The following is a 25,630-nucleotide window of genomic DNA, read 5'->3' on the forward strand; positions in this document are numbered from 1 at the left end:
TGCTGCGCACGTGGGCCACGGGCATGGCTTTGTCGGTGTTGGCTTTTGTCAGCGTGATCATGCTGGGCGCTGGCGACACCACCGGTTTTTTGGTGGTCTGCGCCTTGTCGGGCATGGCGCTGGGCGCCGACCTCACGGTGCCCGGTGCCTTGCTCAACCAGTTGATAGACCGCTGCGGCGAGCGTGGCCGCACAGACGGCGCATTCATGGGCTGGTGGAATCTGGCCACCAAACTCAATCTGGCTTTGGCCGCAGGCCTGTCCTTGCCTTTGCTGGGCCTGTGGGGCTACGCTCCAGGCCAACAAGACGCCGACGCGGTGTTGGCGCTGGGCCTGGCTTATGGTTTGTTGCCTTGTGTGCTCAAATCCATGGCCGGATTGGCTTTGTATACGGGCCTGATGCGCCGGCCCGATTTGATTTCGGGGCCTGCAAAGGCCCGCCTTTCGGCGTGAAGCCGCTTTGACTGTAGACAAGGGGAGTTACCCATGCGCCAACCCAACGCCATGATTCACCGCCGCACCGCTTTGACCCGCTTGGCAGCACTGCCCGTGGTGGCGGCCACGCCTTTCTTGGCCAGCTGCGCTGGGCCACAGATTCAAAGCTATGCGCAAGAAAAACCGCTGCTGGATTTGCGCACCTACTTCACCGGCACCATCGACGCCTGGGGCGTGTTCACCGACCGCAGCGGTCAGGTGGTCAAGCGCTTCACCGTGGTCATGGACTGCAGCTGGAATGGCGACGAGGGCGTGCTGGACGAAGCCTTTGTGTATTCGGACGGAACGACGCAGCGCCGCATCTGGCGGCTCAAAGCCGGACCCAACGGCAGCTACACGGGCCGGGCCGACGATGTGGTGGGCCAGGCCACGGGCCAGGTCAGCGGCAACGCGTTCCGCTGGGGTTACACCATGGCTTTGCCGGTCGATGGCCGGGTGTGGAACGTCGACTTTGACGACTGGATGTACCTGATGGACGACCGTGTCATGCTGAACAAAGCCAACATGAGCAAATGGGGCGTGAAGCTGGGCGAGGTCACTTTGTCCTTCACGCGCCGCACGCCTTTGGTGGCCAGGCCGGGTTGAAGCACATGAACCACAACACCTCTCATTCAAGCCCCAATGCCATGGGCACAGTGCTGGCGCACTCGGTGCTGTCGACCGAGATGGCGATGCCCAAAGTCGGCCCCCAAACGCAAGAGGCCACCTTGTCGCGCACGCAGGCCAAGGCCCGCCGAGCTTGGGCATTGAACACACCGCTGTACCATTGGCAAGGCAAGCGGGTCTGGCTGGTGGGCGCATCGACGGGTATTGGCCTGGCCTGCGCACAGGCCTTGCGCGGCGCCGGTGCGCGCGTGGTGTTGTCTGCCCGCACGCCGCAGGGCGTTGAGCTTTGGGCTGCACAAGATGCGGGCGTGCAGTGGCGGGCGCTGGATGTGAGCGACGCGTCGCAAGTGCAGGCCACCGCCCGTGTTCTGCAGGCCGAAGGCCCGCTCGACATGGTGGTGTATGCGGCGGGTTACTACCGCGCACAACGTGCCACGGCCATGGACCTTGAAGACCTGTTGCAACACGACAAGGTCAACTACCAAGGCGCCTTGCAAGTCATCCACGCGGTGCTGCCCGGCATGTTGGCGCGCCAAAACGGGCACATCAGCGTGCTCAGCAGTGTGGCCGGTTGGCGCGGCCTGCCCAATGGCCTGGCCTATGGCCCGACCAAGGCGGCGTTGACCCATTTGGCCGAGACGCTGTACATGGACTTGCAAGACCAAGGCATTGGCGTGAGCGTGGTCAATCCCGGGTTTGTGGCCACGCCGCTCACGGCGCAAAACCAGTTCACCATGCCCGCGCTCATCAGCCCCGAGCAAGCCGCCACGGCCATGCTCAAGGGCTGGGCTCAAGGCCAATTTGACATCCATTTCCCAAAGCGCTTCACGCTGTGGCTCAAGCTGCTGCGTTTGCTGCCCTACCGCTTGTATTTTCCGCTGGTGCGCAAGTTCACCGGCTTGTGAATTTGATTTGAAAGCCGCCCATGGACACCCGACAAGCCACACAAAACCTGGCCACGTTTTTTGAAACTTTGTCACCGCACAGTGTGGCGCAGTTGCACACGGTCTACGACCCACAGGCGCGCTTCAAAGACCCGTTCAATGAGGTGCAAGGCTTGCCCGACATTGAACGCATTTTTCAGCACATGTATGCGGCGCTCGAGCAGCCGCATTTTGTGGTCAGCGCGCAGGTGGTGGACGGCGCGCAAGCCTTTCTGACCTGGGAATTTCGCTTTCGCTTCAAGCGCTTTGACACCACCACGCTGCAAGCCGTGCGCGGTGCCAGCCACGTGGTGTTCAACGAGCAAGGCTTGGTGACCCTGCACCGCGATTACTGGGACGCGGCCGAGGAGTTGTACGAAAAACTGCCCGTGCTGGGCGGTTTGATGCGCTGGCTCAAAAAACGCGCCAACACCTGAGGCTGGTGTTGGCTGCGTTGAGGGTTTTGACGCTGAGCGGCGCGGGGCTCAGTCGACTTTGCCAATGCGGTTGACCAAGGCGGTCATTTCCTTGGCATCGGCTTGTACAAAGCGCTCGAACTCGGGCGCATCTTGGTACATGAAGGAGGTGCCTGCGGCCGTCAAAGCGCCCACAGCTCGGGCATCTTGTGCGGCGAATTTGGCGGCTTGGCGCAAGCTGTCAACCACCGCAGCCGGGGTGTCGGCAGGCACAAACATACCGGCCCATTGTGAGTACTGGATCGGTACGCCCAACTCCTTGAAGCTGGGCACAGTGGGCATGCTGCCCAAGCGTCCATCACCCCAGTGCGCCAGGGCGCGCAAGCGGCCAGAATCGATGTGTTGCTTCACGCTGGCAGGGCCAGTGGACAAGGCTTCTATTTGACCGCCGAGCAATGACAAGATGGCGGGTCCGGCGCCGGTATAGGGCACATGCAGCATGAAGGTCGAAGTGGCGGCTTTGAGTTGCTCCATGGGCACATGCATGGTGCCGTAGTTGCCAGACGAGCCGAAGCTGATGCGACCGGGATTGTTCTTGGCGTAAGCGATGAATTCGGCGTAGCTTTTCCAGGGGCTGTCGGCACGCACCACCAGCACCGTGGGATCAGCCGTGAAGCGGGCAATCGGCTTGAGCTGACGGGTTTCGTAAAGCGGTGTTCGTTGCAAAATTTTGGCCGCTTCTGGCAAGACCACCAACGACGACAAGGACATCAGCACCGTGTAGCCGTCTCCTTTGGCTTTGGCGACTTGCGCCATGCCGATGCCGCCACCTGCGCCGCCTTTGTTTTCGACCACGATGCTTTGCTTGAGGTGCCGCGACATGGCTTCGGCCACCGGACGTCCCACCGTGTCAGCCACCCCACCGGGTGGAAAGGGCACCACCATGGTGATGGGTTTGCTGGGGTAAGTCTGTGCCAAAGCGCTTTGGCCGAAACTGGCCAAGGCCAATGGGATGCTCAATGCAGCGCAGATGAGGGGGCGTCGGTTCATGTGAAGTCTCCTTAGGGTGGGGTGCGGCCGCCGAGCCTGTCTTTGCGGCCGACGGGGTCTCAAACAAAGCGGTTTTCAATCTGGCCAATGCCGTCGATCTCAACACGGATGACATCGCCCTTGGCGATGTAGCGGGGTGGGTTCAGGCCCATGCCCACGCCGGCGGGGGTGCCGGTGGCAATGATGTCGCCGGGGTAGAGGGTGATGCCGCGCGAGATGGTTTCGATCAGCGTGGGGATGTCGAAAATCATGTTCGCGGTCGGGCCGTCTTGGCGCAACTCGCCATTGACCCAGCAGCGCACACGGGTTTTGCGGCCGTCTATTTCGTCTGCCGTGACAATCCACGGGCCCATAGGGCAAAAGGTGTCAAAGGACTTGCCCATGTCCCACTGTTGGTGGCGCATCTGCACATCGCGGGCGGTCACGTCGTTGACGACGGTGTAGCCGAACACATGCTGCATGGCGTCGGCCTGGCGGATGTTCTTGCCGCCTTGGCCAATGATCACGGCCAACTCGGCTTCGTAGTCGATCTGCTCGGACACGGCAGCGCCGGGCAGTTGCACGTCGTCGTTCGGGCCGACCACGCACTCGGGCACTTTGGTGAAGACGATGGGCCAGGCCTGGGTGTCGGTGTTGCTGTTTTTGAAGACTGAGGCTTGCAACTCCTTGGCATGCGCATGGTAATTGCGGCCCACGCACCACACGTTGCGGCGGGGCGCGGGCAGCGGGGATTCAAGTCGGACCGAGGACACGGCCAGCGCGGCACCCGTCAAGGCAGGCAGGGCTTGCCCTGCAACCAAGGCTTCAATGATGGGCTGAGCGCCGCGTTGGGCTTGTGACTCGCTCAGGGCAAAGGGCGTGACATGCAGACCATCGGCCGATACCTGGCCGACATGGCGTTTTCCGTGGTGAACAAATGTGGCGATGCGCAAAACTCTTCTCCTGAGGCGGGACACAAGCTGGCGCTTGGCCATGATTGGTTTGAGGCTCAACCAATTTGAACCATCATACGGATTAAGAAAGGCCGGTCAAGACACGTGCAGGACAATACAGATGAGGGTTTTCACGGGGAGAGTCTGAGCTTTTAGGCGCTTTAAGGGCTCGGACATCATTGGTATGATTTGGTTCAAATCGCAACCGACCACCATGGACACCGCCTACTTCTTTCGGATCACCTTGCTCGACCAGTTGCACAGCGGTCAGTGGCAGGTCGGTGAACGGCTGCCCACTGAGCGTGCGTTTGGCGAGCAATACCAAATCAGCCGAAGTAGCGTGCGCAAGGTGCTGGCCGACATGAAGGCACAGGGTTTGATTGCACAAACTGTGGGCAGCGGCACTTATGTCACCGACCAAGTGTTGGCCAGTCGAAGCGTCAAAAATGCAACGCCACTTGCCCCTCCGGAGGCCGCATGGCACACCAGCCCTGCTGAACTCATGGACGCCCGCATGGCCTTGGAGCCCGCCATCATCGAGATGGTGATTGGCAACGCGACCACCGCGGACTTTGAGCAAATGGACAACTGCTGCACGCGTGCGGAAGCGGCCACCAGCGTGGAGGAGTTTGAGGTGTGGGACGGCAGGTTCCACGAAATCATTGCCCGTGCGTCACACAATGCTTTTGTGGCACGGTTGTTCAAACTCATGAACCAAGCCCGCGCCCAAGGCGAATGGGGCATGCTTAAAAAACGCAGCCTCACACCGGAGCGCCGCCTGGCCTACCAAGCGGAACACCGCGCCCTTTTGAACGCCATCAAGGCCAGAGATCCGGTTCAGGCCAAAGCGCTCGCCACTGAGCATTTGGTGCATGTGCGGCGCAATTTGCTCGGCTACTGAGCGGCTCGTGTGAGCCGGGTCACGCCAGCGCAGTGCGGCTAACTCGTGAAAGAGTGCCTCAGCGACAGGCCGTGGCCAGCGCTTGGTCGATGTCCCACAAGATGTCGTCCAAGTTCTCCAAGCCGACCGAGATGCGCACCATGTCGGGCGGCACGCCTGCGGCCAGTTGCTGGGCTTCGTCCAGCTGGCGGTGCGTGGTGCTGGCCGGGTGGCTGATCAGGGTGCGGGTGTCGCCGATGTTGACCAGGTGGCTCATGAACTGGGCCGACTCGATGAAGCTCACGCCCTGCGCCAAGCCGCCTTTCACGCCAAAGGCCAACAGGCCCGAGGCCCCGCGCATCTGGCGCTGCATCAGGGCGTGTTGCGGGTGGTCAGGCAAGCCCGGGTAGTTGACCCAGGCCACACGCGGGTCGGCCTGCAAAAACTTCGCCACGCCCAAAGCGTTGTCGCAGTGCTTTTGCATGCGCAGCGGCAAGGTTTCAACGCCTTGCAAAATCTGCCAGGCACTCATGGGGCTGAGCGCCGCGCCAAACACGCGCAGGCTTTCCATGCGGCAGCGCATGGTGAAGCCAAAGTCGCCAAAGGTCTCGTAAAACTTCACGCCGTGGTAGCCCTTGGACGGCTCGGTCATGCCGGGAAACTTGCCGTTGTCCCAAGGAAATTTGCCGCCTTCGACCACCACGCCGCCCAGGGTGGTGCCGTGGCCCGCCAGGTATTTGGTGGCCGAATGCACCACGATGTCGGCCCCCAAGGCCAGTGGGTTGCACAGCAGCGGGCTGGGCACGGTGTTGTCGATGATGAGCGGCACGCCGTGCGCGTGGGCCACCTCGGCCACGGCCGCGATGTCCAGCACCACCATGCTCGGGTTGCCCAGGCTTTCGGCGTACACCGCCCGAGTGTTGGGGCGCATGGCGGCGGCAAAGGCCTCGGGTTGGGTTGCGTCGACAAAGGTGGTTTCAATGCCGAACTTGGCCAGGCTCACGGCCAGCATGGTGACCGAGCCGCCGTACAAAGCCCCAGCCGCCACCACATGGTCGCCCGACTGCAAGATGGTCATGAGGGCCATGGTTTCGGCCGCCATGCCCGAGGCGCTGGCCACCCCGGCACGCCCGCCTTCGAGTGCCGCCACGCGTTCTTCGAGCACCGCCACCGTGGGGTTGCTCAGGCGCGAATACACATTGCCAAAGGTCTGCAGGTTGAACAGCGATGCGGCGTGCTCGGCACTGTCAAACACAAAGCTGCTGGTTTGGTAAATCGGCAGGGCGCGCGCGCCCGTGGCCGCATCGGGAATCTGCCCGGCGTGGATGGCCAGGGTCTCGGGGTGGAATTGGCGGTCGGTCATGGTGTTGGGTATGAAAAGTTGGCTTGAATTTGTAGGAGCCCACCCCGTGGGCGATGGCTTGTTCTAGACCAGCCGCCGCGCCGAGACGATGCCGGTGTTCACCCCCACCCAGTTCAGGCCGCCAAACAGCCGGGCGTGCTCGATCTTGACGCAGCGGTTGCTCACCGAATCCATGCCCGCTTGACGGGCCAGCGCATCGGCCTCGGGGTTGGCCACGCCCAGTTGCTGCCAAAGACACTTGGCACCGATCTGCAGCGCTTGCTCGGCAATCGGCAACACGTCTTCGGCGCGGCGAAACACATCGACCATGTCCACCTTGAAAGGGATGTCGCCCAGGCTGGAGTAACAGGTCTCGCCCAAGATCTCGCCGCCCGCATAGCGCGGGTTCACGGGCACGATCTTGAAGCCGTGCGACTGCATGTACTTGGCCGCAAAGTAGCTGGGCCGGTGCCATTCGGCCGACAAGCCCACCACGGCAATCGTGGGGCAACTTTTGAGGATGCGCCGCAGCGCGTGCAAATCGTTGTGCATGAGAGTCCTTCTTTCCGTTCAATACCGCGCCAAGCCGCTGCGCTTCATTTGGTGCGAGGCCCAGGTGGCGCACAGCGACAGCACAGCGCACACCGCCATCACGCCCAAATAATGCCCGTTCCAGTCAAAGGCTGCGCCCGCCAGCACCGGGCCCAGCAAGTTGCCCAAGGCCGCGCCGCTGTAGAGCGCGCCCACCACGCTGGCCACCGATTTGCCGCCAAAGTAATCCATGCAAATGGCGGGCAAGAGCGACACAATGCTGCCGTAACTCAGGCCAAACCACAGCGCAAACAAGGCCAGCAACGCATGGCCACCGGCCAAAGCCCACAGCATATAAGACGCACCCATGGACAGCTGCATCAGCACCAGGGTTTGCGCCCGGCCCAGCCGGTCGGCCACCAGACCAATGGCAAAGCGCCCGACCAGACTGCCCACGCCGATCAAGCCCACCAAGCCCACCGCCAACGCCTCGCTCAGGCCCAAATCGCGGGCCGAAGCCGAGACGTGCGCGAACGGGATGAACATGACGGGCGAGGCCAACACCGTGGCCAGGTACAGCCAACGAAACGTGGGGCTGCGCAAGGTTTCGCGCAAACTCAAGCCCGTGGCCGAGCCGCCTGCACCCGTGCGACCTGAAACCGTTGTCGGTGCCGCAGGTGCGCGCCGCAGCAAAGCCGCCGCCAACAAACCCAGCACCAGCACGCTAAGCGCCAAGACCTGCATCGCCTCGCGCCAGGGCATGGGGCCAATGGCCATGGCCACCCCCACCGGCACCAGCAAGGTGCCCGCGCCCACGCCCGAACTGGCAATACCCCCGGCCAAGCCGCGCCGGGTGGTGAACCAAGGCTGCACGCTGGCAATCGACGGGGTGTAGACCAAGGCAATGCCCAAGCCCACCAACAAACCATAGCTGACGTACACCGCCAGCAAAGACGTGGCCCAACTGGTGGCCAGCAAGCCCAGCGCAATCAGCGCCATGCCCGCCGAGCACACGGTGCGCGGCCCGAAGCGGTCGGCCAGCATGCCGCCGCCTGCGCCGAGCACAAAATAAACAAAGCCCGAGAGGCCAAAAATCCAGGACACATCGGCCCGCTGCGCCGAGAACTCGACGGCGAAGGACTCAAAAAACGCCGCAAACGAATACGACACCCCAAAGATCACCGCCAGGCACACAAAGGTGGCCCAAACCACCACCCAAGCGTAGGGGGTTTCTTTCATGGTGTCTCCGGTGTTGGCATCTTGCAAAGCATTGTGCCTTGCGATTGTGCGGTCCCGCGCACAGGCATGGGTGCGTGCCTGAGCCTGTGTCACACTGGCGCGCATGGAATCCTCACTCGAACAAGCCCGCCAGGCATTTCTGGAGGGCATTGAACAGTTTGAACGCCACCAATTTGAGGCGGCAGCAGCCCTTTTTGAACGGGCTTTGCAGCTGGCACCGGGCAGGCCCTCGGTGTTGATGAACCTGGGCGCCAGTTGCGTGCAGTTGGGCCGCTTTGAGCGGGCCGACGAGTGCCTGCGCCAAGCCCTGGCGGCCGATGACCAGCCGTGTGATGCCTGGCTGGCTTGTGCGGCAGCTTGATCCGCCCCCGCGCCCAGCATTTGACCGGTGTGGATTTGTCATCGGCCATGGTGGCCAAGGCGCGTGCGCTGGGGGTTTACGACAGCCTGCATGCCCAAGAGTTGGTGGCCTTCATGCAGCAAAGCGCTGAGCCCGCCGACTTGGTGCTGGCGGCCGATGTGTTCATTTATGTGGGCTGGCTGGAGGCGGTGTTTGAGGCCCTGAGCCCCCGGGTGCGTTCGGGCGGCTGGCTGGCCCTGAGCGTGGAAGAGGCCGCCCCGGGTTTTGAAGTGCAGCTGCACAGCAGCTTGCGTTACGCGCATGCCCTGAGCTATTTGCAAAAGCTGGCCGCAGAGCACGGCTGGCAATGGGCCAAGCTGCACCGCGCGCCCCTGCGGCTGGACCAAGCCCAGCCCCTCATGGGGGCTTATGTTTATCTGCAAAAAACCTGACAATGCCTACGCCTATGCCGTCCGCTGGGGCGGAGGCTTGTTCACAACGGCCTGCACCCCCGTCATGGCCCTGCCCGGAGAACCTCGCTCATGAACGCACAAGAACGCGACCAACTTCAGCAATTCTTGGCCAGCTTGCGGCAGCAGCGCGTGCAGGCCAAAGACCCGGTGGCCGATGGCCTCATTCGGGATGCTTTGGCCTCGCAAGCCGATGCCACTTATTTGTTGGTGCAACGGGCCATGACCCTGAGCTTGGCACTGCAAGCCACGCAAAACCGATTGCAGCAGTTACAAGCCGCATCGGCTGCGGCGCTGCAAGCCTCCAGTCCAGGGCAAGCCTCTGAAGCATCCAACCCCGTCGCCAACGCCGTGCCTTCTCAGGCTCTAGCGCCCACAACAACTGGCGCAGCCCATGCGGCGCAACCGAGCCTGTGGATGCGGGGCTTGGTGGGGCAAGTGGGCGGCACAGCGCTGGGTGTGGCCGCGGGCGTAGTGGCGGGCGGTGCCTTGTTGCAAGGCCTGCAAGCCTTGTGGGGCGACGATGCCGCATCGCCCGATGGGGCCCAGGGCTCAGCGGGGGGCGTGTCTACCGCTGAGCCGGATGCGGGCGACGGCCTGTGGGACTTGGGCGACGACTGGACCTGAGTTCACGCGCCTCTTTCAAGGGCATTTTCGGCGGCAGATACAGCGACAGATTCAGCGACAGATTCAGCGGCTGTAGGCCAAGCCCAGCGCCACGCCGCCAAATAAATCGCCTTCCACCACAGGCACGCCCGCAAAGGCGGCCTGCAAGGCGGACTGAAAAGTGCTCAAGGCCGATGACCCGCCCGTGAGGTAAATCGCATCCAGCGATGCATCGGTCAGGCCCGCAGCTTGCACACACTCGCGCGCACAGGCCACGGTGCGGGCCAGCAAGCCGTGCAAATGCGCTTGCATGTCGCTCACGCCCAGGCGCGCTTGCAAGCCGCGTTCGATCACCGCCAGGTCAATGCCCGTGTCAGCCCGGCTGGCTGAGCAACGAATTTTTGCCTGCTCCACCTCATGCGCGATGTGGTGGCCGTGCCGCTCGGTCAGCACTTGCATCAAGCGCTCATAAAGCTGCATGTCGCTGTAATTGCTGCGCAGGGTTTTGGCGTGGGCCATGGCTTTGGCATGGTATTGCCAGTGGATCAGGTGCCAGGTGGCCAGGTCAAAAAACACCCGGCTGGGCACTTCGCGCTGTGCCGGGCCGATGTGTTTGTAGCCCAGCAGCGGCATGACTTGCGCCAAATTCAGTTGCCGGTCGTAGTCGGTGCCACCAATGTGCACGCCCGTGGTGGCCAAGATGTCGGCGCTGCGGTTGGCCTTGTGCATGCGCTCTGGCCCCAAGCGCACCACCGTGAAGTCCGAGGTGCCGCCCCCTAAGTCCACCACCAACACGGTGCTTTCTTGCGTCAGGCGCTGCTCGTAATCCAGTGCGGCGGCAATCGGCTCCAGCTGAAACGACACCTCGTCAAAGCCCACCGCCTCGACCGCCTGGCGCAGCGAGGCCTCGGCCTGTGCGTCGCGCTCGGGGTCGTCGTCCACAAAATGCACCGGGCGGCCCATCACCACGCGGCGCGGTGCGCTGCCCAAGTGCTGCGTGGCGCGTTCGCGCAGGGTGGCCAAAAAGCGGGCGATGATGTCCTGAAAGCTGATCTGCTGGTGCCCAATCTGCGTGGTCTCCAGCAGCAGCGGGCTGCCCAGCAGGCTTTTGAGCGAACGCATCAAGCGCCCCTCGGTGCCTTCGAGGTAGTGCTTGAGGGCGTCACGCCCGAAGTGGGTGCTGCCGTCTTCGGCGTTGTAGAACACGGCCGTGGGCATGGCCAGCGCCTCGCCTTCCAGCGGGATCAGGCGGGCGCTGCCCTTGGGGCCGAGCCAGGCCATGGCGGAGTTGGAGGTGCCGAAATCGATGCCGAGCGTGCCGGCGGGGGAAGACATCATGGGTAAGAGAGGGTGCTGAGGCAGAAGTGCTGTGGCGGAGGTGGCAGGTCAAAGCGCTGACCGTCAAAGGACCCGGGATTCTGCCACCGTCAGCCCTGTCAAATCGGGGAGAATCGGCGTTGTTCCATTTTTGCCCACAAACACCCCATGACCGAAGCCCCAAGCCCCGCCACATCAGCCGCTGCCCGCCCCGCACTGCCCGACCGCCTGGCCATCGACGCCCGCAGCCCGCACCATGTGCGCGCCGTGTTCGAGCACGACATCGGCATCCGCTTCAATGGCAAAGAGCGCAACGATGTCGAGGAATACTGCATCAGCGAAGGCTGGGTGCGCGTGCCCGCAGGCAAGACGCTGGACCGCAAAGGCCAGCCGCTGCTGATCAAAATCAAAGGCCAAGTCGAAGCCTTTTACCGGTGAATCAGCGCATGACCGAAGCGGCACGCAAGCTCCCGCTCGAAGGCCTGCGCGTCGTCGAGTTCACCCACATGGTCATGGGCCCCACTTGCGGCATGGTGCTGGCCGACATGGGGGCCGAGGTCATCAAGGTCGAGCCCATTGAGGGCGACCGCACGCGGCATTTGTTGGGTTCGGGCGCGGGCTTTTTCCCCATGTTCAACCGCAACAAAAAAAGCATCCAGCTCAATTTGCAAAACCCGCAAGGGGCCGAGGTGGCGCGCCGCCTGTGCGCCACGGCCGACGTGGTGGCCGAGAATTTCAAGCCCGGCTCCATGGCCAAGTACGGCCTGGACCACGCCAGCCTGTCAGCCGCTAACCCCAAGCTGATTTATGCCAGCCTCAAAGGCTTTTTGCCGGGGCCGTATGACCACCGCACTGCGCTCGACGAAGTGGTGCAGATGATGGGGGGCTTGGCCTACATGACGGGGCGTCCCGGCGACCCGCTGCGCGCAGGCACCAGCGTGAACGACATCATGGGCGGCATGTTTGGCGCGATTGGTGTATTGGGTGCGCTGATTCAGCGCGGCATCACCGGGCGCGGCCAAGAGATCCAGTCGGCGCTGTTCGAGAACAATGTTTTTTTGGTGGGCCAGCACATGCTGCAGTACGCCATCACCGGCCAAGCGGCCGAGCCCATGCCCAACCGCATCTCGGCCTGGGCGGTGTACGACGTGTTCACCGTCAAAAACGGCGAACAAATCTTTTTGGCCGCCGTGAGCGATGCGCAGTGGGCCGTCTTTTGTGATGTGCTGGGCTTTGCCGACCTCAAGGCCGATGCGCGCTACAGCGACAACAACGCCCGCGTGTCGCAGCGTGCCGAGTTGATTCCTGCGTTGCGCCGCCGCTTGGCTGCATTCACCGCCGCCGAGCTGACCGCCATTTTTGAAAAAGCGGGCCTGCCCTTTGCGCCCATCGTCAAACCCGAAGAGTTGTTTGATGACCCGCACCTTCAGGCGACCGGCGGTTTGGCCGATGTGCGCCTGTCTGATGGCCCCAAGGCGGGGCAGATGACCCGTGCGGCGCTGTTCCCCTTCACCATGGACGGGCAACGCTTGGGTGTGCGCCGCCAGCCACCCCGGCAAGGCGAGAACACCAACGAGCTGCTGCAAAGCCTGGGCCTGAGCGCGGCAGAGATTGCCCACTTGCGCAGCATCCAAGCGGTCGCTTGATGTTTCGGAGCAAGCGTTCAGCGCTTGACACACTGAGCGCCCATGGCTTGGGTGCCCTGAACTCGGTTTGGGCGACGGTGACAAACTGGTGCCTGTCGCAGCCGATGCCCCAACGCTTGCCCCTGACTGCAAAACTTGGCGGCCAACGGCGGCAATGTGCCGACCGATTTGATGCAACAGCAAGGGTGTGTTGCGGATGGCCCTGGGACGCTTGCAGCTGCATCGTCCGGCCTGTACTTCAAGAAAAAGGGATGTGAGCCCAAGCACGCCTAGGGCCAACCCTGATAGCCCCTTGACCCATTGACCTCATATGATCGTTAAAACTGATAACAGATTTTTTAAACTTCATTGCACAACAAAGGAGACAAAATGCAAAGACGTCATTTGATCGCGGGCGGCATCGCAGCAGCCACATTGCCCTCGCTTGCATTGGCAAGAGGCATTGAAAAGCCAAAAACCAGCATCGCCGTGGGGGGTAAAAATCTTTTTTATTACCTGCCCTTAACCATTGCTGAGCAGTTGGGCTACTTCAAGGACGAGGGGCTGGACCTGACCATCTTCGACTTTTCTGGTGGATCGCGTGCGCTGCAAGCGGTGGTGGGTGGCAGTGCGGATGTTGTATCCGGCGCGTTTGAGCACACAGTCAACATGCAATTCAAAGGTCAGCCCATGCGCGCCTTTGTGTTGCAAGGTCTGGCCCCCCAAATTGTGTTGGGTTACAACCCCAAGACAATGCCCAATTTCAAGGGCGTTGCCGATCTCAAAGGCAAGAAGATCGGCGTGACAGCGCCGGGCAGCTCTACCAACGTGATGGTCAACTTTGCTTTGGCCAAGGTGGGCCTCAAGCCAAGCGACGTGAGCTTTGTCGGTGTGGGTGCCAGCAACGGGGCCGTCGCCGCGATGCGTTCGGGTCAAATCGATGCCATCAGCAACCTCGATCCAGTGATCACGCTGCTGCAGCGCTCGGGCGATCTCAAGATCATTTCAGACACGCGCATCGTCAGCGAAGCTGAACAAGTGTTTGGTGGTCCTATGCCCGCCGGTTGCTTGTATTGCCCACAGTCGTTCATCGACCGCAACCCCAATACCGTGCAGGCCATGACCAATGCGATGGTGCGCGCCAACAGGTGGATTCAGCAGGCTGGGCCAGGCGACATCATCAAAGTGGTGCCTGAGAGCTACCTTTTGGGCGATCGCTCCATTTACATCGATGGCTTTCTCGCGGCACAAAAAGCCCTGTCACCCGATGGCGCGTTTCCTGCGCGCGGGGCCGACACGGCGTTCAAAGCCTTGGCCAGTGTGGACGCCAAGCTGGGCAGCGCCAAGCTCGATTTGGGGGCGGTCTTCACCAATGCCTTTGCACAAAAGGCCAATCAAAAATACAAGTGAGCACGCCCCCCGCGCCGCTGCTTCGGACTTGTCGCCTCCATTGAGGGGGCGGCGTCTAAGGCCCAGAGAGGCCGCTTTTTCGATGTCTTTGGCATCGCCCCTTGGCGTTTAACGCCCATTCTTTTATGCAACACCCAGCCATCGAATTGCAGGACATCGCCTGCACCTTCATCAGCAAAGACGCACCTGGCCAGCGCTACACGGCCGTTGAGAACGTGTCGCTCAAGGTCGAAGAGGGTGAATTTGTCAGCGTTGTAGGGCCTACCGGTTGCGGCAAGAGCACGCTGCTGAACGTGGCGGCTGGATTGCTGGTGCCGAGCAAGGGTTCCATCCGCATCTTTGGCCAAGCCCTGAGCGACATCAACACCCGTGCCGGTTACATGTTTCAGACAGAGAGCTTGATGCCTTGGCGAACAGCACTTGAAAATGTCTTGGCTGGCTTGCAGTTCCGTGGTGTGCCAGACGAGCAAGCACGCCAGCAGGCCGATGACTGGCTGCGCCGTGTCGGCTTGGGAGGCTTTGGAGACCGTTACCCTCATCAGATGAGCGGCGGCATGCGCAAGCGTGCCAGCTTGGCGCAGACCTTGGTGTTAGACCCGGACATCATCTTGATGGACGAGCCCTTTTCGGCGCTTGACATTCAGACCCGTCAGCTGATGGAAAACGAGGTGCTGGAGCTGTGGCAATCTAAAAAGAAAGCGGTGTTGTTCATCACCCATGATCTGGATGAAGCCATTGCGATGAGCGACCGCGTGGTGGTGCTCAGCGCTGGCCCGGCCAGCCATCCGATTGGTGAGTTCAAAATCGACATTGAGCGCCCGCGCGATGTGGCCGAGGTCAAGGCCACGCCCCGATTCATGGCCTTGCATGCCGCCATCTGGAGCGTCATGCGTGAAGAGGTGCTCAAGGGTTACCAGCAACAACTGCTGAAAGCCGCTTGACTTGCGGTGAACTGGAATCAATTCAAACCCATGTGGAATCTGATCAAACCCCGCGCGGCCACGCTGCGCTTTTGGCAAATCGGCATTTTGGTGATGCTGTTTGTGTTTTGGCATGTCATGACCAAGCCCGGTCTCGTGCCTGTTTTCATGTTCGACAACGACCGTCAGGCGGCCTTTTTCTTCGGTGAGCCGCTGAAAATATTTGAACGAATTTGGGTCTGGTTTGTCACCGATGCCGATATCTACAAACACCTTTGGGTCACTTTGGCCGAGACGGTGATGGCCTTTGGCATCGGCGCTGGCGCTGGCTTGGGGGCGGGTCTATGGTTGGCGTTGAGCCCGATGGCTTCTGCGATCCTAGAGCCCTATATCAAAGCGCTCAACTCCATGCCCCGGATCATTTTGGCGCCCATCTTCGCTGTCTGGTTTGGCCTTGGTATGGCGTCCAAGGTGGCTTTGGGTGTGACCTTGGTGTTTTTCATTGTGTTTTTCAATGTCTACCAAGGTGTGAAGGAAGTCAGTCCGGTTGTCCTGGCCAACGCCCGCATGTTGGGTGCCAGCCGCAAACAGCTGCTGCGCTTTGTGTACTTGCCCAGTGCCACCAGCTGGGTGTTCAGCTCCTTGCACACCAGCGTGGGCCTGGCATTTGTGGGTGCGGTGGTGGGGGAATACCTGGGCTCGTCCCAAGGTGTGGGCTACTTGATTTTGCAGGCTGAAGGCCAATTTGACATCAACACCGTCATGGCCGGCATTTTGGTGCTGACTATGTTTGCCTTGGTGCTGGATGGGGCGGTGGGGGTGATTGAAAAGCGGCTGATGAAGTGGCAGCCAAAAGCCGGGGAAACTGAAAAGCTCTGAGAGACCAAAAGGCTGGCAGGAAATCCCAGCACATGAGCGCAATCGGGATCGTCTGGCACCTCTGTGTGCGCCAGAATTTTGCAAATATCGGCGCTGCATGTGATGAAAGCGATCACGCGCATTGGCCCACCGCAAATCGGGCACAGCAGCGGGAAGACCTCGTCGATGCGTGCGATCAGCACCGCCCACAGGATGTGAGCCGACTTTTCGGATGTGCTGGGCTTTGGCAACTTGATGGCCAATGCACGCGACAACGACAACAAGGCCCGCCTGTCGCCCGATGTTTGTGGTGCCATGGCCTCATGGCCTCATGGCCTCAAGCACCTCAAGCACCGCAAGCACCGCAAGCACCGCAAGCACCGCAAGCACCGCAAGCACCGCAAGCACCGCAAGCACCGCACGCACCGCAAGCACCGCAAGCACCGCACGCACCGCACGCACAGGGCGGGCAGGCTTTCAGGGCAAAGTTCCGGGGCAAAGTTTAGGGGCAAAGTTTAGGGGCAAAGTTTCGGAGCAAGCGTTCAGCGCTTGACACACTGAGCGCCAGCGACGACCATCAGCCCATGGCCATCCAAGCATTGATTTTCGGCATCCACCTCGCCCGCAGCACGCGGGGCAAGCCCTGCGCACCGCCGCAGGCTTGAAACTTTTCTTGTAGGTCGGCCCTTCAGGTCCGACATGTTTTCGGTGCACCACCGTCATGTCGGCGGCCAAAGCCACCGACCTGCAAACCCCCTCTTGTTTCGTTTGACCGATTTCATTCGGGCCGCGCTCATCCTGCAGCTTGGCCCCATTCACTGCTGGAGATTTTCATGGCCGATTTGTTTGACAACCCCATGGGCCTGTGCGGCTTCGAGTTCGTCGAGTTCGCCTCCCCCACGCCCAACACCCTGGAGCCGTTGTTCGAGCAGATGGGCTTTTCACTGGTGGCCAAGCACCGCTCCAAAGATGTGGTGCTCTACCGCCAATGGGACATCAACTTCATCGTCAACCGCGAGCCCAAAAGTCTGGCCGGTTACTTTGCCGCCGAGCACGGCCCGTGCGCCTGTGCGCTGGCGTTTCGTGTGAAAGATTCACACAAGGCCTATGCGCGCGCCCTGGCCCTGGGCGCACAACCGGTGGACGTGCCCACCGGCCCCATGGAGCTGCGCCTGCCCGCCATCAAAGGCATTGGCGGCGCGCCCCTGTATTTGATCGACCGCTTTGAAGACGGCAAAAGCATCTACGACATCGACTTTGAATTCATCGACGGCGCAGACCGCCACCCGCCGGGCCACGGCCTCAAACTCATCGACCACATGACCCACAACGTCTACAAAGGGCGCATGGCGTACTGGAGCGGTTTTTACGAAAAGCTGTTCAACTTTCAAGAGATTCGCTACTTCGACATCAAGGGCGAATACACGGGCCTGACCAGCCAGGCCATGATGGCCCCAGACGGCATGATCCGCATCCCGCTGAACGAAGAGTCGGGCAAGACCGGCGGGCAGATCGAAGAGTTCTTGATGCAGTTCAACGGCGAAGGCATTCAGCACATCGCCTTGTCGACCGACGACATTTTGAAAAGCGTGGACGCACTGCAAATGGCCGGCATCCCACTCATGACCGCGCCCAATGACATCTATTACGACATGCTCGAAGAGCGCCTGCCGGGCCATGGCGAGCCGGTGCCCGAATTGCAAGCGCGCGGCATCTTGATGGACGGCACGACGGCCAATGGCGAAAAGCGTTTGCTGCTGCAAATCTTCAGTCAGACCCTGCTCGGCCCGGTGTTCTTCGAATTCATCCAGCGCAAAGCCGACGAAGGCTTTGGCGAAGGCAACTTCAAAGCGCTGTTTGAAAGCCTGGAGCGCGACCAGATTCGGCGGGGGGCGATTGTGGTGAATGCCTGATCCAGCCGCTTGTGCCTGGCAGTTGCGCCATACCTCGTCTCTGACCCGAGCCTAGGGTTTGTACGGGGATTATTGGCACTTTGCATGTTGTTCGGGAAAATCGCGCTGTGCAAAACAAACCAGGAGCGTGAAGTGCCAAGAGCTGCCAAGACGTGGGCCGACAAAAAGCGTGCGAAGCCCCCGCACACCGTGACGCTGGACAAGGACTTTGCGGGTGTACCGGCTGGATCGCGGCTGCTCATCTCATGCCCGATGGAGCTGGAGGATTACTTGAAAACACATGTGCCTTACGGCACAACCAAAGAAATCCAGCAGGTTCGCCGTGAGCTTGCTGCACTGCATGGTGCGGACGCCACTTGCCCCGTTTCCACGGCGATCTTTTTGCGAACCGTGGCCGAGGCTGCTTGGGACGAGATGGGCGCTGGCAAGGCCACGACCGTCGTGGCACCGTTTTGGCGGGTGATTGATCCGAAGACACCGTTGGCCAAGAAGCTGCGCGCTGGCCCTCAGTGGCTGGAACAACAGCGGCTTGCGGAGCAGGCGTAGCTGGCGGCTAGCTGCGATGGCGTTGGTGACTCAAGGACATTTTGAAAAGGTGGTGCAAGATGCCTAAAAAATACCGCAGTGATGCTATGGCTGCGATTCACGAAACCATGGAGGCTTTGCATGAAGTGGGCGCTCTGGATCGCCAGACCATGCGGGAGTTTGACGAGACTTGCCTCACGCCCATTGAGATGATGCTGCCCGAACAAATCAAGGCCCTCAGGATTCGCGAGCATATTTCGCAGCCGGTGTTTGCGCGATACCTGAATGTGTCGAAGAACCTGGTTTCCGATTGGGAGCGAGGTGTCAAAAAGCCCGGCGGCCCAGCGCTCAGATTGCTCACGGTGATTCAACACAAGGGTTTGATGTTGATCGCTTGACTCCATGCCATAGTCACCTCTATTTCACTGGTCACCTCGGATATGACGCAAATGAGATTGAGCTTGTCGCAAAAATTTGCACGGCAATCGGCAGAGGCGCTGGCCGACATGAAGGCCACTGGCGCAGGCCATGCGTTGGACGATGTTCGTGTTTACTTTTCTCAACTGAAAAGGCATCGCCAAGGGCAGAGTGAGCGGCCAGCCATGCTGCAACCGAAAACAATGCGCTGAAACACCGGGTCATGCTGGCCCGCATTCGCCACCCGCGTGAAGCCGGTTATCAAGACGGAGAGGTTTGAAGCGACGCCACTTGCTTTCAGACGGTTTCGAAGCGAAAGTCACCTATGCGACATGCTAAAGCCTTTTTCGTAAAATTTGAGTTGTTTCCCGGTTGCACAAAAAGGGTCTTCTCGCCAAAGTGCAAAACTGTTGCAGTGCACAAGGAGTGACCCGTCATGAAACTGAATGTCAACGGTAAAAACCACAGCCTCGATGTCGAGCCGGAGATGCCCCTGCTGTGGGCCTTGCGCGATGAGCTGGACATCAAAGGCCCCAAGTTCGGTTGCGGCACCTCCCAATGTGGGTCGTGCACGGTGCTGCTCAATGGCGAGCCGGTGCGCTCTTGTGCTTACCCGGTCTCGGGTGCTGCGGGACAAAAGGTCATCACCATCGAGGGCTTGGCCGACAAAGGCCGCTTGCACGCTGTGCAGCAAGCCTGGATTGACCACCAAGTGCCGCAGTGCGGTTACTGCCAGGGCGGGCAGATGCTCGCGGCTGTGGCCTTGCTCAAGAAAAAGCCCAAACCCACCGATGAAGACATCGATGCCGCCATGACCAACATTTGCCGTTGTGGCACTTATGCCCGCATGCGCACCGCCATTCACGCCGCAGCCAAGAAAGGGACCCGCGCATGAGCCCCCCAGAAATGACCTCCGGCATGGACCGCCGCCACTTCTTGAAAGTCACCAGCACCGCAGCCGCTGGTTTGTCGGTCGGGTTTTTTGTGCCGCAAACGGCGCAAGCTGCTGATACGCCACAGCTGAATGTGTGGGTCGAAATCGAGCCCAACGACACCATTGTCATTCGCTATGCCCGTGCCGAAATGGGCCAGGGCAGCATGACTTCTGCGCCCATGATGATTGCCGAAGAGTTGGAGGCCGATTGGAAGAAAGTGCGCGTCGAATACGCCACCGCGCACGAAAACCTGCGCACCAAACGCGCATACGGCGACATGGCTTCGGTGGGCAGCCGCACCATACGCAATTCGCAGGAATACCTGCGCAAAGCCGGGGCCACCGGGCGCGAAATGCTGATTGCCGCTGCCGCTCAGCAGTGGGGCGTGCCGGCCAGCGAGTGCAAAGCTGCACTCAGCAAGGTCACCCATGTGCCCAGCAAGCGCACGCTCAGCTACGGCAAATTGGCCGCTGCAGCCGCCAAGCTGGAAGCGCCCAAAGACGTCCAACTCAAAGACCCCAAAGACTGGACATTGATCGGCAAATCCATCGCCCGTGTGGACATACCCGACATTGTGACCGGCCGTGTGAAATTCGGCATCGACGCCCAAGTGCCGGGCATGTTGCACGCGGCCGTGGCGGCTTGCCCGGTGTTCAATGGCACCGTCAAAAGCCTGGATGCCTCCAAGGTAGAAAACCGCAGGGGCATCGTCAAGGTGCTGAATTTGGGCACCTTTGTGGCCGTGGTGGCCGACAACTGGTGGCGCGCCAAAGAGGCCCTGCGCGATGTGGCGGTGGACTGGGATGTGGGCGAGCACGGCACCTTGAGCAGCGCCGCCATCATGGCCCACTTCAAAGCCGGTATGGATCAGTCCGAACTGGCGGTGGCCCGCAACGACGGCAACACGCTTGACGCGCTGAGCAAATCGGCCAAGGTCATCGAGGCCGAGTACTTCACCCCCTATTTGGCGCACGCCACCATGGAGCCCATGGTGTGTACCGCTTGGTTGCAGGGCGAGCAACTTGATGTGTGGTGTTCCACGCAAAACCCCGAATCCACTTTGGCTGTGGCGGCTGCGACTGCGGGCGTGCCACAGGCCAACGTGAAAGTGCACCCCATGCAATTGGGCGGCGGTCTTGGGCGCAAAAGCCCGCAAGACTTCACGCGCCAAGCCGTCGCGATTGCCAAGGCCATGCCGGGCAAGCCCGTCAAAATGCTGTGGTCGCGCGAAGAAGAGATTCAGCACGGTTTGTACCGCCCGGCCAGTTTGATGCGCTTCAAGGCGGGTTTGAGCGCCACGGGCAAAGCCGAGGCGCTGCACATCCGAGTCAGCGCCCCGTCCATCTTGGCCACCTTGCTGAAACTGCCCTTGCCCAAAGGGGTGGATGGCCAGGCCGTGGCCAGCTTCAACGACCACCCCTACGACATCCCCAACACCTTGGTCGACTATGCCCAGCGCAACACCAATGTGCCGGTGGGTTTTTGGCGCACCGTGGGGCATTCACAAAACCCGTTTGGGCGCGAGTGTTTCATCGACGAGATGGCCCAGGCGGCATCACAAGATCCGGTGGATTACCGCTTGGCCATGCTGCCCAACAACGAAAAGGCCAACCGCGACCGGGCCATCTTGCTGGCCGTGACCAAAGCGGCCGGATGGGACAAAAAACCGGCCCCGGGTGTGTTCCGGGGCGTGGCCGCCACCGACGGTTATGGCAGTTGGACAGCATGCGTGTGCGATGTCTCGGTCAACGCCAAAAACGAGGTCAAGATCCACCGCATCGTGATCGGCATTGACCCCGGCTACGCGGTGAACCCCGACAACATCGTGGCCCAGTTCCAGGGCAGCGTGGTGCACGGTTTGACCGCCATCTTCTGGGGTGAAAACACCATCAAGGACGGGCGTGTGGAGCAATCCAACTTCCACGATTACCGCATGATGCGTTTGAACGAAATGCCCAAAGTGGAGGTGGTGATCGCGCCCACCGGCGGCTTCTGGGGTGGTGTGGGCGAACCCGCCCAAGCGCCTTTGGCACCGGCGGTGGCCAACGCCATCTCGGCCGCTTTGGGCAAACGCATCCGCAGCTTGCCTTTGAAAAACCATGGCTTGACATTGGCACGCGCATGACGGTGCTGGGCTTGGCGCGGGTGTGGGCTTTGGTGTGCAGCGCTGGCTGGGGCTGGGTCGTTGCGCAAACCCCAGTGTCAGTGCCAGAGCCCCTCAGCTTGGCTTCTGCAGAGCGGGGCAAAGCCTTGCTTTTGCAAAGACAAGACAGCGGCTGTGTGCTGTGCCACCAAGTGCAGGGTTTGCCTGCGGGTGGTGCACTCGGCCCGTCTTTGGTCGGTTTGGCCGAGCGCAGCACAAAGGCCCAAGCCCGCGAGCGCATCGCCGATGCGAGGCGCTTTAACCCGCAAACCATCATGCCCGCCTATTTCAGCACCGAAGGTTTGAACAAGGTGGCCAACCCCTACAAGGGACAAACCATTTTGACGGCGCAAGGGCTGGAAGACATCTTGAGTTATTTGTTCTTGCCGACGACGGGAACGCCATGAAGTGGCCCACATTGACCCGTCGCGAGGGCTTGCGGCAAGCGCTGCGGGTCGGACTCTATGGTGCGGCTGCACAGCTGTGGCCTGGCCAAGCCCAAGAGATGGCCTCTGGCCAGTCCTTGAGCCTGGCGCAAATGACCGAGCCCCTGACCCAAGGCGCACGGGTGTTGCAGCAAGAAGTGAAGATCGTGGCGCCGGTGTTGGCCGACAACGGCACCTTGGTGCCTGTCACGGTGCAAGTGCAAAGCCCTATGACGGCCCAAGACCATGTGACGCACCTGTACCTCTTGTCGCCGCGCAACCCGGTGACCCAAATGGCGGTTTTCCATCTGGGGCCGTGGAATGGCCGCGCCGAAGTCAGCACCCGCCTGCGCTTGGCGGGCACCCAGCAGGTGGTCGCTTTGGCGCGTTTGTCCCATGGCGAGTTTCGATACGGCCAGATGGAAATCATCGTCACCGAGTCGGCTTGCGTCGACGCCTCCTGAGCATGGCATTCGCACGCATCCAATGGCCAGAACGCGTCTTGGCGGGCGATGTGGTCAAAGTCCGCCTGTTGGTGCAACACCCCATGGACACGGGTTATCTGCAAGACCTGTTGGGCAAATTGGTGCCCCGCAATGTGATCCGCTCGTTGACCTGCACCTGGGGCCAACAAGAAGTGTTCCGTGTGGAGCCTTCTTCGGGCATATCGGCCAACCCCTTGTTTGAATTTTTTGTGCGCGCGGACCGAACCGCCGACATGCTGGTCGAATGGACCGATGACCGGGGCGTCAAAGGCAGCTTGCGGCAAAGCTTGCCAGTCTTGCCCAAACCCAGCGCCTGAGCGCATGAGCCTTCCATCGTTCGCGTTGATGTCCCCAGCACAGGGCGTGCACAGGCTTGCAAAGGCCTGCTGGCTGGTCTTCATGGTTTTTGTTTTATGGGGGGTGAGCGGTCTCTCAACTGCTCAGACCATGGCACCACCCGCACGCAGCTTGCCTTTGTCGCAGCTCAAATCGGGCCTGCATTTTGCGGGTAAAGATGTACAAGCCTTGCAAGCCGACGAGTTTGCCAACCCCGCCCAGCTGTGGCTGAGCCAAGGGGCGCAAGCCTGGGGCCAGCCCAGTGCAGCCAACGGCAAATCCTGCGCCAGTTGCCACGGCGCAGATGCCACCCGCATGCAAGGCGTGGCCACACGTTACCCCGCCATCGATGCCGCCAGTGGGCGCCTCTTCAACCTGGAAGACCGCATCAACCAATGCACCACGCGCCACCAGCAAGCACCAGCACTCACGCCCGAATCCGATGCCTTGCTGGGCTTGAGTTTGCTGCTGACCCAGGCCTCCAAAGGCATGCCCTTGCGGGTGGACATTGGCGGCGCAGCGCGCGACCACTGGCAAGCCGGCGCGGCCTTGTTTTCACAACGTCAAGGCCAAATGAATTTGTCGTGCGCCCAATGCCATGACCACAATTTTGGTCAACGCCTGTACACCGACCCGCTGAGCCAAGGCCAGCCCAATGGCTACCCGGTGTACCGTTTGGAATGGCAAAAACCCGGTTCACTGGAGCGGCGTTTGCGCAGTTGCTATGCGGGCATTCGCGCCGAAACACCCCCTTGGGGCGCTTTGGAAATGCGGCAACTGGCGCTGTACCTGATGTGGCGCGGTGAGGGCTTGCCCATCGAGGTACCTGCTGTGCGTAAATGATCAAGCCGCGCCATTGCACAGCCACAACGCACGCAGAACTTTGGTCCTGGTGCAGTTGACGCAGAGCCGGCCCGTAACAGGTCGCGGCTTCGCGCGACCTGTCCTCATTCCTTAGGCCTTAGCTTGCATGACCTCGAGGTACATGCTTGCTCACATACTCGCGCAGAACACCGTCCATGCGTGCCTGCCAACCATCGCCAGTAGAGCGAAAATACGCGACGACCTCGACGCTGTAGCGTACGGAGAGAAGAACCTTTCACAGTTGCGCCGTATGCGAGCATGGCGAATATCCGGGGCCCTTGACGATGAAAGCGAAGGAGTTGAGCGGCATTTTGTTAAACCTCATTTGTTTTTCTGCGGCGGTCCACGAGTTTTGTCGCCCTGGCCCAACACTGGCAACACGTCCGCAGCAACAAAGGCTTGGACGTCATTCTGACTCGCGCTTGAGCGGACCGAAAAAGCCAATGGTGCGTTCAATCATTGCGCCATCTGTTGCCGCCGACCGAAAACTGACCATCTGAACCTTGTTCAGACCGTACCGCGGTGGACCACGACGGAAACCTTCTTGTTCTGAGCTGAAGAGGCGGAAACCAGATCACGCAGCGAAGACAGCGCCAGAAGAAGGAGGGCAATGGCGCATGCTCGGTATGTCAGCTTGGCCCAGCCTGCGGACGCATTTCGGAACACGCGCGCGACGAGCGCTGCGCAGATGAACGCCCACACAAAAGACGAAACCATAAACCCAGCGAAAAAGATCGCGTAGTGCGCAGCCGTGGGGCTGTGGACGCCTACGGCTCCCATGGCGCTTCCAAGCGAAGCCCAGTAGGCGACGTTCTGTGGATTGGTGACGGAGAGCATCACGCCAGCACGCAGCGCGCCCTTTTGGACTTTGGATACATCAACCTGTCCGCCAAACTCAACGCTCGAGGCACGCCAAGAGTCAATGGACAGCCAGAGGAGATAGGCTGTGCCCGCGATACCGACCGGAACTCTGAGGCTTTCGGCCTGGAGCAGCAGGCCGACCCCTACAAGTCCCAATACTGCCCACAACGCGTCACCAGCGAGAGAGCCGATCTGTACGAGCAGTGCAGCGCGATAACCACCACGGACACCTTGGCGGATCGTTTCTGCAAATACCGCACCGGGCGCGGCGTTGAAGATCAAGCCAAGAACGAAAGCTGAGACAAAAAGTGCAATCATTTCAGTGCGTAGGAAGTTTGGTTTGGAGGGTGTGGCTTAGCGCGGCTTACGTGATGTAGACCGCAAAACCCGGTGGATACATCCGGGGCGAATCGATTCATTCTGTGAATGAAATGGCGGCAAAGCGCCTGCGGCGTGGCTTCGAATCATGCCAGTTGGCTTTTCTTGCAGGTAAAAATTTTTCATGAAAACCGGTGCTCTTTTTTTATTCCATCCGCTGACCGACCCAACTCAACGAATGGATTCTGTGTACGCACTCAGTAGTGTCCGGTTAAAAAGTGAACAAATTCAACTGCTTAGCGCAGTCAGGTGGTGGTGTTGCGTGAGCATCGGTCTGCAAGGCGCATGAAATCTGGGTTTTCTCGAAAACAGACACCGACAAAATCTGTAGAAAAGTGTAGAGCGAGGCCTTCAATTGCAACTCCTTCTTAACAATGGCAATCAGCACG

29 protein-coding genes and 3 pseudogenes are annotated in these 25,630 nt (G+C 60.7%); 22 read left to right on the forward strand and 10 right to left on the reverse strand.

Going from position 1 to position 25,630, the window contains the following annotated elements:
* From ACIQ39_RS08990 to ACIQ39_RS09005, 4 genes are all read left to right on the forward strand, one after another.
* Positions 1 to 452: MFS transporter (locus tag ACIQ39_RS08990; protein ID WP_396434275.1), on the forward strand; the 452-nt coding region annotated here is incomplete at its 5' end.
* Positions 453 to 485: 33 nt separating this feature from the next.
* Complete coding sequence (locus ACIQ39_RS08995; protein WP_396434276.1) at positions 486 to 1,079, forward strand: DUF3833 domain-containing protein; 594 nt, start codon at positions 486 to 488, stop codon at positions 1,077 to 1,079.
* Between the two features lie 5 nt (positions 1,080 to 1,084).
* Positions 1,085 to 2,005 carry an SDR family NAD(P)-dependent oxidoreductase gene (locus tag ACIQ39_RS09000; RefSeq protein WP_396434277.1) on the forward strand — a complete coding sequence of 307 codons (921 nt, stop codon included), beginning with the start codon at positions 1,085 to 1,087 and terminating at the stop codon, positions 2,003 to 2,005.
* A 20-nt stretch (positions 2,006 to 2,025) separates the two neighbouring features.
* Positions 2,026 to 2,460 carry a nuclear transport factor 2 family protein gene (locus ACIQ39_RS09005; protein ID WP_396434278.1) on the forward strand — a complete coding sequence of 145 codons (435 nt, stop codon included), beginning with the start codon at positions 2,026 to 2,028 and terminating at the stop codon, positions 2,458 to 2,460.
* 48 nt (positions 2,461 to 2,508) lie between these two features.
* Here ACIQ39_RS09005 and ACIQ39_RS09010 read toward each other — a convergent pair whose 3' ends face one another.
* A complete protein-coding gene (locus tag ACIQ39_RS09010) occupies positions 2,509 to 3,489 on the reverse strand; it encodes a Bug family tripartite tricarboxylate transporter substrate binding protein (RefSeq protein WP_396434279.1) in 981 nt (326 codons plus the stop codon).
* A 59-nt stretch (positions 3,490 to 3,548) separates the two neighbouring features.
* On the reverse strand, positions 3,549 to 4,421 hold the full coding sequence (locus ACIQ39_RS09015; protein ID WP_396434280.1) for a fumarylacetoacetate hydrolase family protein: 873 nt from the start codon (positions 4,419 to 4,421) through the stop codon (positions 3,549 to 3,551).
* A gap of 184 nt (positions 4,422 to 4,605) precedes the next feature.
* Between ACIQ39_RS09015 and ACIQ39_RS09020 the strand changes: the two genes are divergently transcribed.
* Positions 4,606 to 5,322 (forward strand): FadR/GntR family transcriptional regulator, encoded by a 717-nt coding sequence (locus ACIQ39_RS09020; protein ID WP_396434281.1) that lies wholly within the window; start codon positions 4,606 to 4,608, stop codon positions 5,320 to 5,322.
* Positions 5,323 to 5,380: 58 nt separating this feature from the next.
* Here the strand turns inward: ACIQ39_RS09020 and ACIQ39_RS09025 are convergent, their stop codons facing one another.
* The 3 genes from ACIQ39_RS09025 to ACIQ39_RS09035 form a co-directional block, all read right to left on the reverse strand.
* On the reverse strand, positions 5,381 to 6,664 hold the full coding sequence (locus ACIQ39_RS09025; protein WP_396434282.1) for an O-acetylhomoserine aminocarboxypropyltransferase/cysteine synthase family protein: 1,284 nt from the start codon (positions 6,662 to 6,664) through the stop codon (positions 5,381 to 5,383).
* A gap of 63 nt (positions 6,665 to 6,727) precedes the next feature.
* The gene (locus ACIQ39_RS09030) at positions 6,728 to 7,195 is read right to left on the reverse strand and encodes a CoA-binding protein (protein ID WP_396434283.1); all 468 of its coding nucleotides are present in this window, start codon (positions 7,193 to 7,195) and stop codon (positions 6,728 to 6,730) included.
* 18 nt (positions 7,196 to 7,213) lie between these two features.
* Positions 7,214 to 8,413, reverse strand: a complete 1,200-nt coding sequence (locus ACIQ39_RS09035) for an MFS transporter (RefSeq protein WP_396434284.1) — start codon at positions 8,411 to 8,413, stop codon at positions 7,214 to 7,216.
* Positions 8,414 to 8,516: 103 nt separating this feature from the next.
* Between ACIQ39_RS09035 and ACIQ39_RS09040 the strand changes: the two genes are divergently transcribed.
* The 3 genes from ACIQ39_RS09040 to ACIQ39_RS09050 all read left to right on the forward strand — a co-directional run bounded on the left by ACIQ39_RS09040 (position 8,517) and on the right by ACIQ39_RS09050 (position 9,850).
* Positions 8,517 to 8,774, forward strand: coding sequence for a tetratricopeptide repeat protein (locus tag ACIQ39_RS09040; RefSeq protein ID WP_396434285.1), 258 nt, complete (start codon positions 8,517 to 8,519; stop codon positions 8,772 to 8,774).
* Complete coding sequence (locus ACIQ39_RS09045) at positions 8,771 to 9,205, forward strand: class I SAM-dependent DNA methyltransferase (protein WP_396434286.1); 435 nt, start codon at positions 8,771 to 8,773, stop codon at positions 9,203 to 9,205. Before ACIQ39_RS09040 ends, ACIQ39_RS09045 begins: the two co-directional genes overlap by 4 nt.
* A gap of 90 nt (positions 9,206 to 9,295) precedes the next feature.
* A complete protein-coding gene (locus ACIQ39_RS09050) occupies positions 9,296 to 9,850 on the forward strand; it encodes a DUF2076 family protein (RefSeq protein ID WP_396434287.1) in 555 nt (184 codons plus the stop codon).
* Positions 9,851 to 9,913: 63 nt separating this feature from the next.
* On the opposite strand, the gene ACIQ39_RS09055 is transcribed toward ACIQ39_RS09050, so the two are convergent.
* Complete coding sequence (locus tag ACIQ39_RS09055; protein ID WP_396434288.1) at positions 9,914 to 11,167, reverse strand: Hsp70 family protein; 1,254 nt, start codon at positions 11,165 to 11,167, stop codon at positions 9,914 to 9,916.
* A 147-nt stretch (positions 11,168 to 11,314) separates the two neighbouring features.
* On the opposite strand from ACIQ39_RS09055, the gene ACIQ39_RS09060 reads away from it, so the two are divergent.
* The 5 genes from ACIQ39_RS09060 (at position 11,315) to ACIQ39_RS09080 (ending at position 15,980) form a co-directional block, all read left to right on the forward strand.
* Entirely contained in the window at positions 11,315 to 11,584 is a 270-nt protein-coding gene (locus ACIQ39_RS09060) for a DUF3297 family protein (RefSeq protein ID WP_396434289.1), read from the forward strand.
* A gap of 8 nt (positions 11,585 to 11,592) precedes the next feature.
* The gene (locus tag ACIQ39_RS09065; protein ID WP_396434290.1) at positions 11,593 to 12,792 is read left to right on the forward strand and encodes a CaiB/BaiF CoA transferase family protein; all 1,200 of its coding nucleotides are present in this window, start codon (positions 11,593 to 11,595) and stop codon (positions 12,790 to 12,792) included.
* A 369-nt stretch (positions 12,793 to 13,161) separates the two neighbouring features.
* Positions 13,162 to 14,181 carry an ABC transporter substrate-binding protein gene (locus tag ACIQ39_RS09070; protein ID WP_396434291.1) on the forward strand — a complete coding sequence of 340 codons (1,020 nt, stop codon included), beginning with the start codon at positions 13,162 to 13,164 and terminating at the stop codon, positions 14,179 to 14,181.
* 125 nt (positions 14,182 to 14,306) lie between these two features.
* Positions 14,307 to 15,122 carry an ABC transporter ATP-binding protein gene (locus tag ACIQ39_RS09075; protein ID WP_396434292.1) on the forward strand — a complete coding sequence of 272 codons (816 nt, stop codon included), beginning with the start codon at positions 14,307 to 14,309 and terminating at the stop codon, positions 15,120 to 15,122.
* Positions 15,123 to 15,152: 30 nt separating this feature from the next.
* A complete protein-coding gene (locus tag ACIQ39_RS09080; protein ID WP_396434293.1) occupies positions 15,153 to 15,980 on the forward strand; it encodes an ABC transporter permease in 828 nt (275 codons plus the stop codon).
* A 44-nt stretch (positions 15,981 to 16,024) separates the two neighbouring features.
* Here the strand turns inward: ACIQ39_RS09080 and ACIQ39_RS09085 are convergent.
* Positions 16,025 to 16,219: pseudogene (locus ACIQ39_RS09085) on the reverse strand (IS91 family transposase); the annotation flags it as partial.
* Positions 16,220 to 16,792: 573 nt separating this feature from the next.
* On the opposite strand from ACIQ39_RS09085, the gene hppD reads away from it, so the two are divergent.
* From hppD to soxA, 9 genes are all read left to right on the forward strand, one after another.
* Complete coding sequence (gene hppD, locus ACIQ39_RS09090) at positions 16,793 to 17,872, forward strand: 4-hydroxyphenylpyruvate dioxygenase (protein WP_396434294.1); 1,080 nt, start codon at positions 16,793 to 16,795, stop codon at positions 17,870 to 17,872.
* 84 nt (positions 17,873 to 17,956) lie between these two features.
* Complete coding sequence (locus tag ACIQ39_RS09095) at positions 17,957 to 18,418, forward strand: hypothetical protein (protein ID WP_396434295.1); 462 nt, start codon at positions 17,957 to 17,959, stop codon at positions 18,416 to 18,418.
* Positions 18,419 to 18,477: 59 nt separating this feature from the next.
* Positions 18,478 to 18,795, forward strand: coding sequence for a helix-turn-helix domain-containing protein (locus ACIQ39_RS09100; protein WP_396434296.1), 318 nt, complete (start codon positions 18,478 to 18,480; stop codon positions 18,793 to 18,795).
* A gap of 455 nt (positions 18,796 to 19,250) precedes the next feature.
* Complete coding sequence (locus ACIQ39_RS09105; RefSeq protein WP_396434297.1) at positions 19,251 to 19,709, forward strand: (2Fe-2S)-binding protein; 459 nt, start codon at positions 19,251 to 19,253, stop codon at positions 19,707 to 19,709.
* Complete coding sequence (locus ACIQ39_RS09110; protein WP_396434298.1) at positions 19,706 to 21,874, forward strand: molybdopterin cofactor-binding domain-containing protein; 2,169 nt, start codon at positions 19,706 to 19,708, stop codon at positions 21,872 to 21,874. Before ACIQ39_RS09105 ends, ACIQ39_RS09110 begins: the two co-directional genes overlap by 4 nt.
* The gene (gene soxX / locus ACIQ39_RS09115; RefSeq protein ID WP_396434299.1) at positions 21,871 to 22,299 is read left to right on the forward strand and encodes a sulfur oxidation c-type cytochrome SoxX; all 429 of its coding nucleotides are present in this window, start codon (positions 21,871 to 21,873) and stop codon (positions 22,297 to 22,299) included. Before ACIQ39_RS09110 ends, soxX begins: the two co-directional genes overlap by 4 nt.
* Entirely contained in the window at positions 22,296 to 22,781 is a 486-nt protein-coding gene (locus tag ACIQ39_RS09120) for a thiosulfate oxidation carrier protein SoxY (RefSeq protein WP_396434300.1), read from the forward strand. Before soxX ends, ACIQ39_RS09120 begins: the two co-directional genes overlap by 4 nt.
* A gap of 2 nt (positions 22,782 to 22,783) precedes the next feature.
* Positions 22,784 to 23,119 (forward strand): thiosulfate oxidation carrier complex protein SoxZ, encoded by a 336-nt coding sequence (soxZ, locus tag ACIQ39_RS09125; protein ID WP_396434301.1) that lies wholly within the window; start codon positions 22,784 to 22,786, stop codon positions 23,117 to 23,119.
* A gap of 130 nt (positions 23,120 to 23,249) precedes the next feature.
* A complete protein-coding gene (gene soxA, locus ACIQ39_RS09130; RefSeq protein WP_396434302.1) occupies positions 23,250 to 23,981 on the forward strand; it encodes a sulfur oxidation c-type cytochrome SoxA in 732 nt (243 codons plus the stop codon).
* Positions 23,982 to 24,099: 118 nt separating this feature from the next.
* Here the strand turns inward: soxA and ACIQ39_RS09135 are convergent.
* From ACIQ39_RS09135 to ACIQ39_RS09145, 3 genes and pseudogenes are all read right to left on the reverse strand, one after another.
* A pseudogene (locus tag ACIQ39_RS09135) lies at positions 24,100 to 24,225 on the reverse strand (BrnA antitoxin family protein); the annotation flags it as partial.
* Positions 24,226 to 24,509: 284 nt separating this feature from the next.
* Positions 24,510 to 25,181, reverse strand: a complete 672-nt coding sequence (locus ACIQ39_RS09140; RefSeq protein ID WP_396434303.1) for a LysE family transporter — start codon at positions 25,179 to 25,181, stop codon at positions 24,510 to 24,512.
* Positions 25,182 to 25,452: 271 nt separating this feature from the next.
* A pseudogene (locus ACIQ39_RS09145) lies at positions 25,453 to 25,630 on the reverse strand (IS4 family transposase); the annotation flags it as partial.

The organism is Limnohabitans sp. (genome assembly GCF_044361645.1).
Lineage (GTDB): Bacteria > Pseudomonadota > Gammaproteobacteria > Burkholderiales > Burkholderiaceae_C > Limnohabitans_A.